The sequence below is a fragment of the Anaerolineales bacterium genome (genome assembly GCA_003105035.1).
Taxonomy (GTDB): Bacteria; Chloroflexota; Anaerolineae; order Anaerolineales; family UBA4823; genus FEB-25.
Genome location: PQAL01000037.1, coordinates 183,165 through 200,554, shown reverse-complemented (window position 1 = coordinate 200,554; position 17,390 = coordinate 183,165). Strand labels below are relative to the sequence as shown.

Sequence of the window (17,390 nt, the reverse complement as noted above, 5' to 3'; positions counted from 1 at the left end):
CATCTTGGCCTCCGTTCTTTATTACTGCGAAATCCAGCCGCCCAACCATGTTTTATACAGCCATTTGGCTGCACAATGGCATAGATAGTAATAATTCTATGTTATTTAAGAAAAATGGGTTGGCAAAATGACCCGGCTACTAAAGGGCAAACAAAAGCGCCCTCCATCCGGAGAGCGCTCAATAATTTTCCTATCCAGCTTACTGCATTAAAGGTCGGAATTTATACCCATACACGATGATTCCCCGCTCGTCGCCATCCGAGCGCAGCTTGCGCGTCACCATCTCCACCGGCATGCCGATCTTTACTTTCTCGCTACCCAGGTCGGTCAGCTGGGCAGTAATCATCGGACCTTCCTCAAGCTTCACCAGCGCCACGGTGTAGGGTACATTCGACTCGTACCCAGCCGGGGCATCATAAATGGTGGTGTAGGAAAATACCTCACCCTTCCCACTGAATTGGTATTCCGTGCGGGCTTCCTGGCCGCAATGCGGGCAGATGTCGCGCGGTGGGAATAGCTTGGCATCACAGTGCGGGCAAACCTCTCCAACGAGAGAGTAGCGTTGTTTCTTCAATCGCCAATGGCGGGGTATTTCCATAATAAAATCTCCTTATTTATCAGCTTTCGATGATAAATATAGCCATTGGTCGCTATCAATTCCTATCAGGTTAGCTTTTATTGGCCTTGCAGGTTCGTTAGCTGGCGGTAAATATGCAGTGCTTCAGTTAATTTTCGAATCGAGGCTGGTTTATAAGGGATCAGGTGGAACATGATGTGCTCCACCCCCGCCTGCTCATACGCCAGTATGGCTTTGGCCATCTGTGTAGGCGACCCGCTTAGGGGCGGGTTGTCAAGGTCATCTGGAGGGGGAGCCATTTTTGGAAAATAAGCAGCCAGCATGGCGGTTACACCTAACGTGGAGGGTTCACGCCCCACTTCCTGGCAGGCAGCCAGCATTTCCTGGAGTGGTTTCTCGAGCGTCTCCACCTGGCCCAGGTAGCCGGTGTTCCACAGGTCGGCATACTGGGCCGTCAGGTTCAGCATGCGCTTACCAAAGCTGCCGATCATGATCGGTATGCCACCCTGCCGCGGGCCAAGTGGCTTGATCTCGCAATCTCGGGCCTGGTAGAACTTGCCTTCAAAGTCCACACGGCCTTCCTTAATCAGCGGGCGGATGATCTGGAGGGCTTCTTCGAAGCGGCTCACCCGGTGGTCATACGGCCAACCAAAGGCGTCATATTCGGGCTTATTCCATCCTGCCCCCAACCCCAAGATCAAACGGCCACCAGCCACTTCATCCACTGTAACTGCCATCTTGGCCAGCAGGGCTGGGTTGCGGAAGGATGTGCAGGTCACAAGGGTACCAAGCTCAGCTTTTTTCGTGGCATCCGCCAGGGCAGCCAAAAAGCTCCAACACTCCCAGATACCGATGGTAGGGATGCCTTCACCCCGATACAGCATGTGGTCATATAACCAGAGCGAGTCAAATCCGGCTTCCTCGGCTTGCTGGGCAAATTCGCGCGTCTCCTGGTAGCTGTAGGCACCTCTTAACTCATCGCGATCAGCGATGATCAATACTAAGCCAACTTTCATAACGCCTCCAATACATGCGTAACTGCCGTTGAGGCTGGTCCAGCCAGGCATTGGATGAGCGCTTTATGGGCCTCAGCTACCTGGTTGAGGCCTGCCTGCCCGCGCAGCTGCAGGGTGGCTTCCATGGCCTGGTACACGCCTGTCGCACCGCCCGGGTTGCCACGCGCCTTCAGCCCTCCAAAGGTCGCAATGGGTAGCTCACCATCACGGCTGAGTACGCCATCCTGCGCCAGCTTCCAGCCCTGGCCGCGTTTGCTAAAACCAGAGGCTTCCAGGGCCAGGGCAGCATAAATCGAATAAGAGTCATACAGCTCAAACAAGTCCACATCGGTTGGCAGGATGCCGGCCTGCCGGCAGGCGCGTTCCACCGAGCGCTGGGCGGCATCGAATGCCAGCGGGTCGGGTCGATCATGGATGGCTAATCGGTCGGTGACCAGGCTGGAGCCAGTGATACGTACCAGGGGTTGCGCATAGCCGGTTGGCAAGAGCTCGGGTAAGGTCAGTAACACTGCCGCCGCGCCATCTGCCACCGGGGCGGTGTCGAATAAGGTCAGGGGATCACTGAGCGGGTCGGCATTCTGGTAGGCTTCCTTGGTCACCCGGTTGTGATACATGGCGTGCGGGTTGGTCATGGCGTTGGCATGTGCCAGGATGGGGAAGCCCGCGAAGGCTTCGTGCTCGACGCCATACTGGTGCATGTAGCGCCTCATCAACAGGGCTGCCTGGGCATTGGGGGTCAACCCCTGCACCGCTTCGTAATCGCTGTCTTCACCCAGGGTCTGCATACTCTCAGCCCCTGGGCCAAGCTGGTCGGTAGTCTTTTCAAGGCCCAGCACCAAGGCCGCCTTGGCTTCCCCCGACTTTACTGCCAGGTAACCCATGCGCAAGGCCGCGCCGCCCGAGGCACCTCCTGCTTCAATAGTAGAAGCTTCAATTCCTTCCAGCCCACTGTAATCGGAGATCAGCGCACCCAAGTGTGCCTGATGGGAGGCAGCCGGAGCGATCATGTTCCCCACGAAGAGGATATCGGGTTTCAGACCTCCTGCATCCTGCAGAGCCGGTTCAATGGCTAATAAGGCCAGGTCACGCAAGGAGATACCGTAATGCTCTCCAACATCCGTCTGGCCGAGACCCACAATGACAACATCACTCATGGTTGCTTCCCCCCGGTTATTTCATGGCCAGCTTGCCGCGGTAGCGCACGTATGTACCGTAGTCGATCTCGGTGCGCCTGGCGATATAGTCCTGGGTCTTTGGGGCTCGATCGCGCCGCTCGCGAATCGCCTCGGTCACCCGGATGGCAAACGCATCGGAGCCGGCTCCCGAACCAAAGGAAACCATCAGGATACGGTCTCCCGGCTCAGCCACATCCAGGATACCCGTCAGGCCGATCAAGGCTGCCCCGGCATAGGTGTTACCGATCACCGGTACCAGCAGCCCTGGGGTGATCTGTTCCTTGGTGAACCCCAGCTGGGCAGCCACGCGCTGCGGAAATTTGGCATTAGGCTGGTGGAAAACTGCCCAGGTGTAGTCCTTGGCGGTGGTATTGGTGCCTTCCATCAATGCCTGGGCAGCTTCAACGATATGCTTGAAGTAAGCCGGCTCACCGGTGAAACGCTGTCCATGCTCGGGGTATCTTTGATATTCCCTACGCCAAAAGTCAGGGGTATCGGTCACATAGGAATATGAGCCTTCAAATATTGCCAGGGCTTCTTCGGCCGGGCTGAGCAGATAGGCTGCTCCACCCGCGCCGGCGGTATATTCAAGCGCATCGCCTGGGCGGCCCTGGGCTGTGTCCATCCCGATCGCCATGGCATAGTGGGCCATCCCGCTGCCCACAAAACCGATCGCCGCCACCATGGCTTCCGTGCCAGCCTTGCAGGCAAACTCCCAATCGGCTGCCTGCACATAGGGTACTGCCCCAATAGCCTCGGCTACGAGGGTCGAGGTGGGTTTGACCGCATAAGGGTGCGATTCCGATCCCACCCACACTGCTCGGATATCCTCCGGGTGAATGCCGGCGCGTGACATGGCGTTGCGCGCCGCTTCAATAGACATGGTAGCCACATCTTCATCCAGCCCGGGCACCGCTTTCTCCTTGATGGGTAGGCCACCCGCTCCATCCGTCCAGATGCGAGCGACTTCTTTTGCCGGTAGCCGGTAACGCGGTACATAGGCTCCATAGCCGATGATCCCCACCGGGAGGTTGGGTTTCAACAGTCTGGGTCGTAAATTTGATTGTGTCAGGTCCATATCGTTTGCTTCTTTCTCGTCACCTGCTCCATGGGTGGTATTTCTGTGTTGCGGTGCCTTCACGGAGCGTGGCATTCACATTTTAGCAATGAAGTATATCATTTCTGACCAGGCTCATGTTTTGCCAGGGTCTGGTTAAGGATCGCCCGCCCAATGGCACCTGCGTAAGCACCCATCAGGGCAGGGATAATGGCCAACAGCGAAGCGTACCATCCCGGGCTGGGCGGGCTGATGGGTTGGTAACCCTGGCTGCGGGCGAACAGGTATACCCCTGGAACGCACACCGCAACCATCACTGCCCATAGCCAGGCTTTTTTTGGGCAGGAGCATTCCCAGCAGGAAGGTCACCACCAGGATCACCATCACGGTCGCCAGGGGTTCGTCGTTGTTGAAATCCACCCAGCCAGCGAAGACGCCTCCACAAAAAGCCATTACCAAACACACCCAGGGTAAATATTTATTCATCACCAAATGACCTATCGAGATCGTTTATGTCTTCTCGTTCCACTCTGTCAGGATTTGGCTCGCCCGGTCAATGCGGACGGTCTTTTCAGCCACCATCTGGGCAGCCAGCCGTTCGACCTGCTCACCCTGTGCACCCGCTGCAATGGCCACCTGGCGGGCATGCAGTCCCATGTGCCCGCGCTGGATGCCCTCCGTAGACAGTGCGCGCAGGGCAGCCAGGTTTTGGGCTAGCCCCACGGAAGCAATGATCTCAGCTAATTCCGTCGCAGTTTTTACACCCATAAGTTTCAGCGCGACACGCGCCACGGGATGCACCCGGGTTGCCCCGCCCACGATGCCGACTGCCAAAGGCATTTCCAGGCTGCCGGTCAGGTTGCCATCCCTGTCCTGCCCCCAGGTGGACAGCGAGGTATAACGGCCAAAGCGAGCCGCATAGGCATGCGCCCCCGCTTCAATGGCACGCCAATCGTTGCCTGTGGCAATCACGACCGGATCGATCCCGTTCATGATGCCCTTGTTATGCGTGGCTGCCCTGTAAGGGTCTGCCTGGGCAAAAGCCCAGGCCGAAATGACGCCATCGCGCACTTCTTCGGCGGGATAGCCATCGAAAGCCAGCTCATTGAGTGGGATGGTGCAGCTGGCGCGTGCCAGACGGTGATCTGCCAGGTTGGACAGGATACGCAGGTGGGCTTTGCCGCCGGTGATATTTTCCAGCTGTGGCGCCAGGCTCTCTACTGCCGTATTGACCGCATTGGCGCCCATGGCATCGCGCACATCGTAGATGAGGTGCACTAACAGGAACGCCCCGATGGCTGAATTATCGATGGTTCTCACTTCCAGGTCGCGCGGCCCACCCCCCAGGCGCTTGATTACTGGGTCGAGCTCGGTAAGCTCTGCCAGCAGGTGTGCTTTTTGCTCCAGGATGGCCTCTCTGGCAGCTGCCAGGTCAGTGAGGCAGATCAGCTGCACCTGGCCGATCATCTCCGGTGGGTCGGCCTGGGCAGCGAAGCCACCTCCTGCGCGTGCCAATTTCGCCATGAACGACGCCCCCGCTACCACCGATGGCTCCTCGATCGCCATGGGCACCAGCACCTCCCGCCCATTGACAATGAAATTAAGCGCAATCCCCAATGGCAGCGCGTGGATGCCTACCACGTTTTCGATCATGTGGTCGGCTTGCTCCACCTTCAAGCCTGCCTGCCCGCTAAGTATGGCGAGGTCTTCATTGTTGAGATCCCCATTCCGGGCGAGCTCAGCCAGACGTTGCTCCAGGCTCATGTTATAAAAACCAGGAATGCGTGAACTTTTTTTGGATGTTGGCATTTTTTTACCTATCAGAATGAGTCTATCTTACCATTCTGGCAAAAACTATCAAAATCATCGATCGGGATGATTTTGACCCTTGCTGTTTAGCCCAATAAATATTTTTGGCACGCGTTTCTGCTTCTCGGTTTTCATGCCGCGTGATATGGTGAATTACATTATCATTTTAGTATATCCGCTGTAAAATCAATGACAGAAAAACCTTAGTCCGTAAAATAATTTTTCCTCAACCGATTTTCTTTGCTGGCTAATTCTTCAAGATAATAGGATGTGTCTACATGGATGATGAATATCGCATTGAATACCTTCAAGAGCCCGCCTGGGAAATTATCGGCGGGGGCCTCGCCAACTATAACAACCAAGAAGCTGGAAACGGTCACGGGAGGTCATTATGTTTCGCCTTGTTTGGGCCTGACCAAACGATCCTGGGAGGGGTGATTGGCGAGACCCACTGGGATTGGTTATTTATTAACCTCATGTGGCTCCCGGAAGCACTGCGAGGACAAGGTTTTGGCTGGCAGCTGCTGCGCGCCGCAGAGGAGGAAGGGCGTAAGCGCGGTGCTACCCACGCTTACCTCGACACATTTAGCTTTCAAGCTCCTGAATTTTACAAGAAAAATGGCTACCAGGTGTTTGGCACACTGGAAGATTTTCCACCGGGCCATCAGCGCTATTACTTGGTGAAAAAACTATAGAAGGATAGGCCGAATATCCTGTATTTGCTGCTCAGCTAGCTGGAGCTCGGATGGCTGTGGGATGATCACGCTGAAGCGGCTCTTATACCATGGATTCCTGGCGATGCACCAATGGGAGGATGTATATGTATAAGTGTAAAATTATTACGATGCTGATGTTTATCCTGCTTGTGCTCTCCGCCTGCAAGATGCAACCGACGACAGCTATCGCGAACGCTACCCCAGGGCCTGTAACGCGAGAGCAAGTGCTGCCAACCAAGCCAGCCCTAACCGCAACGCAGGTTGCCATTACCGAAACGCCTATCCTGCCCACAGCTACAGAGACATCCGCGTCTCCTACCCCGACTGATACGCCTGCGCCTCAAGGGTTGAACCCCAGCGGTCCGTATGTCATGTTCGCTGCCCACAGTGGTATATGGATCACCAATCCAGATGGCAGCTTCGCCACACGTTTGCTAGATTACGATATGACCAGCAACCTCGACCTGCACCCGATGGTCTCGCCCAACGGAGACCGCCTGGCTATGGTGGTCAACAATGAGGGAGGACTGGACCTGGTTATGGTAGAAATCCCCAGTGGGGAAAGCGAGACCATTGTCCACTTGCTAGATGCGTCCGAGGGGATTTATGATCCCATCAGCCCTAACTCTTTCGCCTTATATGCTATCCGCGACTATGGGAGCATCGCCTGGCAGCCTCCTGATGGTCGTTTTCTGGCATTCACTGGTGCCATCGAAGGGCCCACCTCCGATTTATACTTATACGATACCGTAACAAAGAAAATCACTCAGCTCACTTCGGGCCCAGCACAGGCGGTATTACCGGTCTGGTCACCGGATGGGCAATATATCCTGCATTTTGGTGTGAGCTGGCGGCCGCCTTTCGGGGGTGCCATTGGCGGTGCCAACTACCTCGATGGGGTTTGGGCTGTGCGTGCTAGCGATGGTGAGATCATCACCCTGCCTGTGAATAAGGGCAGCAACCCGCATTTCCTGGGCTGGGAGGACGACACCCATTACATCACATATGATTCCGGTGAGTGCTCCTCCGAGAACCTGCACACCGTTGATATCATATCCGGGGAAGTTTCCCAATTGATGGAGGCCAGTTTTTACCACTACATTGCTCGCTCTCCGGTGAATGGGGCAATCTTGTTCTCAAGTGACGTGGGATGCCCGGATTCACTTGGGGCAGGCGTTTTCATTCTTCCGTCTGGGCAGGCTGATCCGATCAAGCTTCATGATATCAAAGCCTGGACAGTAGAATGGATGCCAGAAAGCGGGATTTTCGATGCCTATCCCGAAGGCTTGTTTTCAGTCGATGGGCAGATGTATTATGCATCGCCGGTATATGATAAATCTTTTAAGCCAGCGATTTCCAAACAAGGCTATCAAGCCTGGGAGGTGATCGAAAACTTCCAGGGACGGGTAATGAGCCGAGTTCCGGGCAAAGACTGGCGGACCATCATGGGTGGTAAGATCGACGAGTTGATTTGGGATCCTGTGGAAGGGAAAACGCTGCTAATTGCCCTTTCGAATGGATCAATCTACGCTGCAACCTATCCTGATTTTGCCCCTCATCAAATGAGCAGCGTGGAAGATAGCGTTTTCCAGGTGCTCTGGACACCCTAAAGAACATCTTTGGGGAACAATATTTCCTGGTGATGCGTCAGGGGAGTGAGATGATGATTTCAGCCACACATTGATGATGTATTCAGGTGTATCTATGCGACCTTATATATTGGTACTTTTTATTGCAATGATTCTGCTAGCGAGCTGTTCGCAGCCAACTTCAACCGCTAACCCCGCCTGGGTGGATAAGTTAATCAAGCAATATCAAAGCGACCCGGTTGCTAACCCGCCCTTGTCCATCTGGCTCTATGATTACAATGGGCAGCCCGTGTACTTCGTCCCCGCCCATTGCTGTGATATCTTCAGCGTGGTCTATGATAACAATGGCAGCGTGCTGTGTGCGCCTGATGGTGGGATTACCGGAACAGGGGATGGCAAGTGCCCCGATTTCTATTCTGTGAGGACGAACGAGCAGCTCATCTGGCAGGATTCACGCACCCGTTAACCCACGCAATTGAAGTAGCCTGGCTGCTATAACCCTGGGCCTATTCTCGATGTTTCACCCAATACTGGCGGTATAATAATGGCTTGAAGTGGGGAGATGACCGATCCAGTCAGCTCATTTGCATGCTTGTAAATCTGTTGCTCCTGGATGTTCGGTCTAGAAAGGAGACATCATAGTCCTGGTCCGTTATATTGTCACAGATACTGCTGTAGCGATTGACTTTTATGCGAAGCTGCTCGGTTTTGAGCTGGTCATGCACCCTTCGCCTGGTTTTGCGATGCTCACCCGTGGTGACTTGCGGCTGGCACTCAACGTGCCTAATACACCGGGGAGTGGCGGCGGTGCCCCCATGCCCGATGGCACGCAACAGGCACCAGGTGGCTGGAACCGCTTCTCGATCGAGGTCAATGACCTGGCAGCACTGGTTGAGAATTTGCGCGAAAAAGGAGTGCGCTTCCGCGGTGACATCGTGATTGGCACGGGTGGTAAGCAGGTTCTGCTGGAAGATCCATCCGGAAATCCGGTCGAGCTGTTCGAACCCATCCTTCCCGAAGCCCGCCTGCCTTAATCTCTGTAGCAAATGATCTATGTATCCTGGGTTTATCTTTAACCAATCCTTTGATTTAAATTTCTAGTTATTCGTATGGCAATTAATCTACTATTCGCGAATTTGTGAGCTCATTCGTGGACGATTTTCCGGCATCAATAAAATAGAATCTCGCTTTGGGTAAACGAGACATCTCAACGAGCTGAGTGTTTACTACTTACACGCCCACGTGAATACTATTTACCATTTCCATCATCCCTCAGCACACCTATGAAATGGAAAGAAATCTAAACACGGTCTCATCTGCGTTCATCTGTATGCCTCTGGGGTTAGTTTATCTTCCGCTGATCCCCTTGCTCTGCCACCAATTCACCTAACCGGCGCATCGCCCGGTCGGTCTCATAGGTCCACCAAGCGGCGTTCAAGCGGATGAAGTTACGGTACTGCTCCGTAGCAGAAAACATGTACCCTGGGGCCAGGGTGATATCGACCTGCAGGGCTTGCTTGTACAGCTCGAGCGAATCCGCATAATCGGGCATCTGCACCCACAGCACGATCCCCCCGTTCGGGCGGGTAACGCGTGTACCCTCCGGAAAATAGCGTAACACCGCTTGCGAGAGCTGCGACATGAACCCGGCATACAGCCTGCGGATGCTGCGCAAGTGGCGCTCGTAGCCGCCTGACTCTAGGAATTTGGCGATTGCCACCTGCGGAAGAGTGGAGGTAGCCACATTGGTGGTGTATTTCAACCACTCGATCGTCGACTTGAACCTGCCTGGTGCGACATAACCTACCCTGTAGCCAGGCACTAAATCCTTAGAGAATGAAGAGCAAAGCAGGACAAGCCCCTTGCGGTCGTAAGCTTTGCATACACTCGGTCGCACTCCCGAGAAGTACAGCTCTCCACACACGTCCCCTTCGATGAGCGGCACATCATGGTGATGTAATAACTCCACCAGCTGCTGCTTGTTTTCATCGGGGATGCAGCTTCCGAGCGGGTTGTTAAAATTCGAGAGCACCAGGCATGCCTGGATTGAATTATGCTCCAGGGCGAAGCGAAGGGCTGACAGGCTGATACCATCCCGCGGGTGGGTAGGGATTTCCAATGCCCTTAGTTTTAAAGACTCTAGCACCTGCAGCACTCCAAAATACATTGGGCTCTCGATTGCCACAGTATCACCCGGGTTGCACACCGCCCGCAGGCTGAGCGTGAAGGCTTCCAGACAGCCGGAGGTGGTCACCACATCCGCCTGAGTCAGGTTGCAGCCGATTCCTACCATACGTTGGGCAATCTGGATGCGTAAAGCCTCATTCCCAGGTGGGATGTCGTAAGTATTATATTGACTTTCCACCTGGCGTGGCAGCTTGGCCATGATCTGGTTTAGCTTATGAGGGATCACCACTTCAGTGTTGGGGATGGCCGCCCCCAGCTGGATAAGGTTGGGGTTGACGGAATCTTTAAGCACCATCATCACCAGCTCGCGTACGCTCACCAGGGTGGGGTCCTGCACCGGGTTGGAGGTTTCCGGCTCAGGCAATTCCTCGGGCAACCTGGAGCGCACGTAGTATCCCGATTGGGGTCGGGTTTCGATCAACCCCTGATCTTCCAGCAGCATGTAGGCCTGCAGCACGGTGGTGATGCTGATCTTGCGTTGCCGGCTGAGCTGCCTGACAGACGGGATACGTTCGCCTGGGCGAAAGGTACCCAGCCTGATCAGCTGCGCCAGCTCGTTCGCCACTTGTTCATATAAATAACCCTCCTGGTTTGTCTCATCGCCCATGTTCCACCTCCTGCCAGTACAGTTATTATAACTTATAAGCAGTACAGTTTATGAACCCCAAAACTGTTATGGTTACAATTGTATTTCCTTGCATCTGTTATTTTATTTTGTTCTGCATAAAATAGGCATTGAAAGACGATAAGGAGAGAGTACCATGTTAAACACGAAACAAAACTTGCATACCTACACCGATGTTACCCTGCCCAAGTTCAAGACCTGGTCCATCGAGGGCAATCGACGCGGTGATATGATTAGCTGCCTCAGTGGCTCCCTGTGGGTCACCCAGGAAGACGACTTGAAAGACTATGTTATCGAAGCCGGTAAGAATTTTTGGGTAACGAAACCCGGCACTGTGGTTATCCAGGCATTGGCGAACTCTCAGTTCAAGTACAGCCTGAATGAGCTGCAGGATCATGTAGAGTCCGTCAAGCAGCCGTTTAAACATCAGCCGCGACTTACCAATCCCCGCTAATCAACTCATAGGTCTCATTCGCCTTCCTCCAAGGGCGAGACAAGATTGATTCGAGGTGGCCACAATTATTCGTGGTCACCTACTATTTAACCAAGGTACTTTGGTGTATCAACCTTTGGCGGCTGAACCGATCGCAAAGCAGGTGGGCGAGGTCCCCAGGTCATCGGGCCATCCAAGTGACATGCGCCAGGGGCTGTCATCCCGCGCTTCAAATCCCAGCGACCTTACCAGTGCACAAGCTTTCAGGTTGACGTCCAGGACTCCAACGCTGATTGGCCTGCCTCTTGCCTGCAAGGCCAAGCTGAGCAGCAGGTCCTGAGGATTCTCGATCTTTTCTTCCACTATCCATGGACCGGCATAAAGCCGTTCAGGATAACCCCGGCCTGTGATGTAACCATTAATCTTCTCATTTTCTTCCATCACATAACTCAACTCTGGGTAGATTTCCAGGCGGCGTCTGATAAAGAAGCTACGGTCTGCCCCGAACGCTGCCATGTCCAATTCACAGACCTGCTCCAGATCAGCAACTTTCATCGGGCGTACATTCCTGCTCGACCTTCCATCCAGGTTTGCAGAAAATCTCCAAGAGCGGCAAACTTTACGAAAGCCGTGCCACTCGTATAATGGCACCGCTTTCAAAACCCCATCCAGGTAGATCGTTTCTGCCTGGCCTTCTTTCAAATAGGCGATGGATTGCTTTAAGAGCCTTGCCCCCAGGTTTTTACCGCGCTGATCGCTATGCACGATTAGCTCACCGATAAAACCGCTCTTGCCATACTGGGTGGCGATACACATCCCTGCTGGCCGATTGTTCTGCTCAGCGATAAAACATCCGTGTGGGTCAAATTTGATGGAGCCTTCCAGCGTGGTGCGGTCCTCGCTCAGCCAGCCTTCATTGGCCGTGCATTCTGCTGCGAAGTCTAAATCGGCCTCATGCATCTCTCGGATTGAGTAATTGGCAAGCTGGTTATCACTCATGCCTATCTTCCTGGCACGATCGATCGAACATTTATTGCTCAAGCTGGCTGTTCAGCCAGTCTTTCAAAGGTGCATCGATCCTGATCTTTTGGTCAAGGTCTGGGTCGGTGAAAAATTCACCGAAATTTTCATACCTGCAGGTGACCAGTTCATTCAGATTCGTCGGTCTCCACCTGGTATCCACCTTATCGTGCAGGTGTAGTGGGTAGTTGATCCCTGGGGGGAACAGCTGGAATTCCCCAGGCTTTATGGTAGCTAGTATGCTGCCCGCCAGGACTGCCTGGTGCATGAAGATGTTATACAGTTCACTTGATTGATAAATCTCCTTGAATTCAGGTAGTTGATAAACTGCTTGGAAATCTTCCCACCACCTGCGCAGGATACCGCCCTCCGGTCGGACAACCAACAATCCGGCGTTGAAATAAGCCCGTATTGGCTGCTCATCCACCACACTGGTCATCGCAAAAATTTGATCCACACCGACTTTGCAATATTTGTAGATGGCACGCCAGAAATCATCCACAGGCTCATGCACCCCGGATCCCAGCAGTTTCAGGTGGACGGGGCAGCCTCCCAGCACCTTGCCCGCTTCGAGCAAGAAAACCTGTGGTGGTTGTAGGACCAGTGTTTCAGAGGCCAGCATGACCAGTAATCTGCTTTGCCCCTCTGCCAAGGCTTCTGCTTGCCCGGCTACCTGCACATAGGCCGCGAATGGGAACCTAGCACCAGCCTCATCCATCTCAATGGTCACCAGCCTGGTATTCAAGTCGCGCAATTCCTGCCGCATCGCCAGGCTGAGATCGTCTTCAGCACGCTGGGTAAGCATCCAGATCGGATTGGCGCTTAGCCCGCCAGCGAAAGCCCGTATGCTGCTCGCCAATCTCAGGGAGTCTTTATCTGCATCACCCCTGCCGAGATAAATTACGTAGATCAGATTTTCCATTTAGCACGTCCCTTCACAGCCAGAGGTGATTGTAACTAGCCTGTGAATGTGTGTCCATCCATTTCAAAGAAAGATATCAGGTTATTATGAATTTATTAAGTGGTGCGAATTTCTGTCATGATTGTATATCCACCAGCCGCTTAAGCGAGTGAATATATCCATATCCCAGATTTGCATTGCGAGCTATTTCCTGCCTATTACCAGCAGGCTTGTTGCTCCATGAAACCCTGTCGCGTGCACCCGCCTGCGTAGCTCCTCACCCCGTTCGATTAATTGTGCTTCACCGCTCGATCCTTGAGCTCGTTGGAGGTAACGGTCTATGATCCCATCCAAATCTTTCACCAACTCGGGCTCTTTTGGATCTGCCTCCAGGTCTTTCATGTCAAAGTATTCCATGGCTTTCAAGCCCAGTTTTTGGGTGATGTCCAGGATTTCCTGGCGCGTGTACGTTTCAAGGTGATGTATCCCGTCCGCCCTGTCCACTGCTGCCCACCAGTGATGCAGGTCAACGTGCGTTTGCTGTGTTTTCGTCTGCCCGTCCCGGTACATTTCGCAGATGAGCAGGGTCCCGTCTGTTTTACAAACTCTCCACATTTCCGCAAGCACCTGATCCGGATTTTCCAGGTGGTGCAGCGAGTTGGCAATGCACACCGTATCAAAAACGCCATCCATGAATTCCATCTGATTCGCATCCATCCTAAGCAAGCGGATATTCCCTTGCAGGAATACCTTGCGCGCTGCATCAAGGGGCCGTTCGTTCAGATCGATCCCCGTGATTTCCGTAAAGCTCTTGATATTGTCCAACAGGAAGGTGATGAAGCCCCCGTTCCCGGTGGCGACATCAAGCACCTGCCCGGCTTCTAGTTTGCTTAATGCAACTTCCGCACTGTCCATTTTGCCAGTATCATTCATGAAATGCAGCCTCCCACTGGTACGCGGTCTGGTGGATCGGTACACTAGAATTACTTATCCCCCTGGATAAATGTTCACCCACGGCTGCGATTTTCGATGCTGAACCAAGCCGCAATGGTATAAACATCACGGCTGCGTGCCAATTATTAGAGAAGAAAACCTTGGTGGGGTTCAGCCAGCCGTGGCGAGTTTTTCACCCAGCTTGTAAGCTTTTTCCAAGAGCTTGGGCTGGTTCAGGATCTCAGCCTCTTTATTGGCCGTTCCATAAACGATCCCTACCACGTCTGACTTGATATAACGCATCATATCCTGGAATGTGCGGATGGCATTGATTCCACCGGAGGTGTAGGGGTCGCTGTCACCGTAAGTCAGGATCAATCCGAATTTTTTCCCTTTCAGTGCACTTCCCTGGGGCGATTCGAGTGCGTACCAGCGGTCAATGAATAGCTTTGCCTGGGCGCTCAGCGTGAACCAGTACACTGGGCTGGCAATCAGGATCGCCTGGGCAGCCCGCAGCTTGGGATAGAGCTCTTGCATATCATCCTTGAGCACGCACACCCCCGTCTCCTGGCAGATGTCACAGGCATCACATGGGCGGATATCCAGCTGATGTAGCGAGAAGCTCTCTACCAGGCCCCCAGCATCCTTAGCGCCTTCGGCTGCTTTTTCAGCTAGCAGGCTGCTATTTCCCTTCACCCTTGGGCTGCTTTTAAAGACCAATACGTGGTTTGTCATGCGCACCTCCCCGGATATTTTACTGCGATCCTACCTTTTATTGCTGCTGGGTGACTAATGTCATAGGCAATATTAGTCAAACATCACCAATTAAGGTAAAATACCTGCGTGGTGAGGTTCCTTAGATGGTCTTGTTAACTCGTGAGCAAATTGAAGCTCGCTTGGTGGCTTTACATCGCGCCAGCCTTGAGCTGGTCAGTGATTTATCCCTTGAAGTGGTGTTGGAGCGTATCGCCCAGCTAGCCCGTGAGCAGGCTGGAGCACGCTATGCCGCCTTAGGTGTGTTGGATGACCAGGGGAAGCTGGTCCATTTCATACCGGTCGGTATGACTTCGGAAGAGATGCGGCAGATGGACCACCCGCCAATTGGGTTGGGCTTGATTGGCGCCATTGCCAAGGAGCAGCGCACTATTCGGGTTGCCGATATCTCCCATGATCAACGCAGTGTCGGCTTTCCGCCTTACCACCCAGCCATGACCTCCTTCCTGGGTGTGCCCATCCTGTCCGGTGGCCAGCTCTTAGGCCAGATCTATCTGACCGATAAGGAAGATTACAGTGAATTCACGCGTGATGATGAGCGCGTGATTGAGATGTTGGCTGCCTATGCAGCCGTAGCCATCGTCAACGCTCGCATGTTCCGCGAATTGGAGCAGCGGGATGATACACTCTTGCAGCGCAACCGGGACCTCAAGCTGCTCAATGACATTGGGGAGATGCTCGCAGGCACCCCCGAGATCGATGTCATCCTTGAAAAGACACTCGAGCATGTCATGTCCTACCTGGGGGTCGAGGCGGGCGAGATATTCCTGACCGAGGAAGATGGATTATCCCTGCGGATGGCCATCCACCGCGGCGAAGCTGGCGATGCCTTCTGGACTAAGGACCAGTTCAGGGTAGGTGAAGGTTTTGTTGGGCTTGTAGCCGAGAGTGCGAAGCCTCTTGTTACCAGTTCGTTGCGCCAGGATGTGCGCTTCCTGCGCAAGCAGGTGGTCAATGCTGGTTTCCAGTGCCTTGCTTGCATCCCGCTGGTGTCGCGCGCCAATGTTGTCGGCGTCATGGGCATTGCCACGCGCAAGCTACAGCCTCTTGAGCCCCGTGAGATTAACCTGCTCACCTCCATAGGTGTTTGGGCTGGCACTGCCATCGAAAATGCTCGCCTGAACCAACAAGGGCGCAGGCTTGCCGTGCTGGAGGAACGGGAGCGCATTGGCATGGACCTGCACGATGGCATCATCCAGTCCATCTATGCTGTTGGGTTGGCGTTGGATTATGCCCGCATGGAAGTTGAAACCAATCCCAACAAGGCATTGATGAAGCTTGAACAGGCCATTGATGGGCTGAACAGCACCATCCGCGATATCCGTACCTATATCATGGATTTGAGGCCGCGACAGTTCCGGGGTGAGAACCTGGTTGACAGCCTGCAGCGTCTAATTGACGAAACCCGGGCAAATACCGAGCTGGAAATTTCGTTCAGCGGGCCGGATAGCGGCACTATGATCCTTCCAACCACCATATCTACAGCCTTGTTCCACATTTCCCAGGAGGCACTCGCCAATATCGCCAAGCACGCCCAGGCTCATCAGGCTAAGATAAACCTGTGGACGGCACCTGGCAGGGTGCTGATGGAAGTGACCGATGATGGTGTGGGATTTGACTTAACCAAAACGCGCCTGGTGCTGGGTCATGGCCTGGCTAATATGCGTACCCGCGCCCGTAAAATGGGGGGTGACATTGAGGTAAATTCTGAACCTGGCAAGGGTACCTCGGTACTGACCTGGATCCCGCTGAACCAGAATGACGATTCTCACCAGCCGAAACAACCCGAAAATTAAGCAGGTTCGGCAATTGTTGGCTCACCGCAAGGAACGTGAGCAAACCGGGCTTTTTGTTGCCGAAGGCATTCGCCACGCCGGTGAAGCCGTAGATGCAGGCGCAACGGTAGAATATATCTGCTACGCACCTGACCTGCTAAACAGTGAGTTTGGATCCCGGCTGATCCAGGATCAATCCCAGCACGGGATCCCGTGTTTGGCTGTTGATAGGGATACCTTTAGCAGCCTGGCGGGTAAAGACAACCCACAAGGCATCATGGCGGTTGTGCATAAGCCTAAATTATCCCTGGATGATCTCTCTGAGCTGAATTTCCCATGGGGTGTAGCCCTGGTTGCCCCGCAGGATCCGGGTAATATCGGGGCCATCCTGCGCACCATTGATGCCGTAGGTGCCAGTGGTTTGTTGCTGTTGGACGATCCAGAGCATGACCAATACTGCACCGATCCATATCACCCAAGCAGTGTACGCGCCAGCATGGGCTCGATCTTCTGGTACCCGCCCATCATCGCCAGGTTTTCAGATTTTACAGGCTGGGCAAAGTCACACTGCTATTCGATCTACGGCACCTCGGTTCATGCTACTGCTGATTACCGTCAAATCGAACCCATTTCGATATCTCTTATACTCTTGATGGGTAGTGAGCGGGAGGGGTTGAAACCTTCACAGGCTTCAATTTGCGATCATATGCTCAAAATCCCCATGCAGGGTCGGGTGACTTCCTTGAACCTGGCTGTGGCCACCGGGGTGATGCTGTATTCCATATTGGAAAAGAAAAGCTAAA

18 protein-coding genes are annotated in these 17,390 nt (G+C 53.8%); 7 read left to right on the top strand and 11 right to left on the bottom strand.

Annotated elements, in window-relative coordinates; genetic code table 11:
• Window positions 1-199 precede the first annotated feature (199 nt).
• From C3F13_16835 to C3F13_16810, 6 genes are all read right to left on the bottom strand, one after another.
• Window positions 200-598: a transcriptional regulator gene (locus C3F13_16835; protein PWB50615.1), complete on the bottom strand. Its 399-nt coding sequence runs from the start codon at window positions 596-598 to the stop codon at window positions 200-202.
• A gap of 77 nt (window positions 599-675) precedes the next feature.
• On the bottom strand, window positions 676-1,644 hold the full coding sequence (locus C3F13_16830) for an LLM class F420-dependent oxidoreductase (protein PWB50614.1): 969 nt from the start codon (window positions 1,642-1,644) through the stop codon (window positions 676-678).
• Window positions 1,590-2,747, bottom strand: coding sequence for an acetyl-CoA acetyltransferase (locus C3F13_16825; protein ID PWB50613.1), 1,158 nt, complete (start codon window positions 2,745-2,747; stop codon window positions 1,590-1,592). The genes C3F13_16830 and C3F13_16825 overlap by 55 nt, the downstream gene beginning before the upstream one ends.
• A 16-nt stretch (window positions 2,748-2,763) precedes the next feature.
• Complete coding sequence (locus C3F13_16820; protein ID PWB50622.1) at window positions 2,764-3,846, bottom strand: hydroxymethylglutaryl-CoA synthase; 1,083 nt, start codon at window positions 3,844-3,846, stop codon at window positions 2,764-2,766.
• Window positions 3,847-3,981: 135 nt separating this feature from the next.
• On the bottom strand, window positions 3,982-4,311 hold the full coding sequence (locus tag C3F13_16815) for a hypothetical protein (protein PWB50612.1): 330 nt from the start codon (window positions 4,309-4,311) through the stop codon (window positions 3,982-3,984).
• Between the two features lie 24 nt (window positions 4,312-4,335).
• Window positions 4,336-5,634: a hydroxymethylglutaryl-CoA reductase, degradative gene (locus tag C3F13_16810; protein ID PWB50611.1), complete on the bottom strand. Its 1,299-nt coding sequence runs from the start codon at window positions 5,632-5,634 to the stop codon at window positions 4,336-4,338.
• A 278-nt stretch (window positions 5,635-5,912) separates the two neighbouring features.
• Between C3F13_16810 and C3F13_16805 the strand changes: the two genes are divergently transcribed.
• The 4 genes from C3F13_16805 (at window position 5,913) to C3F13_16790 (ending at window position 8,973) form a co-directional block, all read left to right on the top strand.
• Window positions 5,913-6,329 (top strand): GNAT family N-acetyltransferase, encoded by a 417-nt coding sequence (locus C3F13_16805; GenBank protein ID PWB50610.1) that lies wholly within the window; start codon window positions 5,913-5,915, stop codon window positions 6,327-6,329.
• A gap of 125 nt (window positions 6,330-6,454) precedes the next feature.
• A complete protein-coding gene (locus C3F13_16800; GenBank protein PWB50609.1) occupies window positions 6,455-7,960 on the top strand; it encodes a hypothetical protein in 1,506 nt (501 codons plus the stop codon).
• 181 nt (window positions 7,961-8,141) lie between these two features.
• Window positions 8,142-8,405 (top strand): hypothetical protein, encoded by a 264-nt coding sequence (locus C3F13_16795; GenBank protein ID PWB50621.1) that lies wholly within the window; start codon window positions 8,142-8,144, stop codon window positions 8,403-8,405.
• A 172-nt stretch (window positions 8,406-8,577) separates the two neighbouring features.
• Window positions 8,578-8,973 (top strand): glyoxalase, encoded by a 396-nt coding sequence (locus tag C3F13_16790; protein ID PWB50608.1) that lies wholly within the window; start codon window positions 8,578-8,580, stop codon window positions 8,971-8,973.
• A 308-nt stretch (window positions 8,974-9,281) separates the two neighbouring features.
• Here C3F13_16790 and C3F13_16785 read toward each other — a convergent pair whose 3' ends face one another.
• A complete protein-coding gene (locus C3F13_16785; GenBank protein PWB50607.1) occupies window positions 9,282-10,733 on the bottom strand; it encodes a GntR family transcriptional regulator in 1,452 nt (483 codons plus the stop codon).
• 154 nt (window positions 10,734-10,887) lie between these two features.
• Between C3F13_16785 and C3F13_16780 the strand changes: the two genes are divergently transcribed.
• Entirely contained in the window at window positions 10,888-11,205 is a 318-nt protein-coding gene (locus C3F13_16780; protein ID PWB50606.1) for a hypothetical protein, read from the top strand.
• A 108-nt stretch (window positions 11,206-11,313) separates the two neighbouring features.
• Here the strand turns inward: C3F13_16780 and C3F13_16775 are convergent, their stop codons facing one another.
• The 4 genes from C3F13_16775 to C3F13_16760 form a co-directional block, all read right to left on the bottom strand.
• Window positions 11,314-12,183: a hypothetical protein gene (locus C3F13_16775; protein PWB50605.1), complete on the bottom strand. Its 870-nt coding sequence runs from the start codon at window positions 12,181-12,183 to the stop codon at window positions 11,314-11,316.
• Between the two features lie 31 nt (window positions 12,184-12,214).
• Window positions 12,215-13,126, bottom strand: coding sequence for a hypothetical protein (locus C3F13_16770; GenBank protein PWB50604.1), 912 nt, complete (start codon window positions 13,124-13,126; stop codon window positions 12,215-12,217).
• 183 nt (window positions 13,127-13,309) lie between these two features.
• Window positions 13,310-14,038, bottom strand: coding sequence for a class I SAM-dependent methyltransferase (locus C3F13_16765; GenBank protein PWB50603.1), 729 nt, complete (start codon window positions 14,036-14,038; stop codon window positions 13,310-13,312).
• 171 nt (window positions 14,039-14,209) lie between these two features.
• Window positions 14,210-14,773, bottom strand: coding sequence for a flavodoxin family protein (locus C3F13_16760; protein ID PWB50602.1), 564 nt, complete (start codon window positions 14,771-14,773; stop codon window positions 14,210-14,212).
• A gap of 125 nt (window positions 14,774-14,898) precedes the next feature.
• On the opposite strand from C3F13_16760, the gene C3F13_16755 reads away from it, so the two are divergent.
• Complete coding sequence (locus tag C3F13_16755; protein PWB50601.1) at window positions 14,899-16,608, top strand: hypothetical protein; 1,710 nt, start codon at window positions 14,899-14,901, stop codon at window positions 16,606-16,608.
• Window positions 16,571-17,389: an RNA methyltransferase gene (locus C3F13_16750; GenBank protein PWB50600.1), complete on the top strand. Its 819-nt coding sequence runs from the start codon at window positions 16,571-16,573 to the stop codon at window positions 17,387-17,389. Before C3F13_16755 ends, C3F13_16750 begins: the two co-directional genes overlap by 38 nt.
• The last annotated feature ends 1 nt before the right edge of the window (window position 17,390 follow it).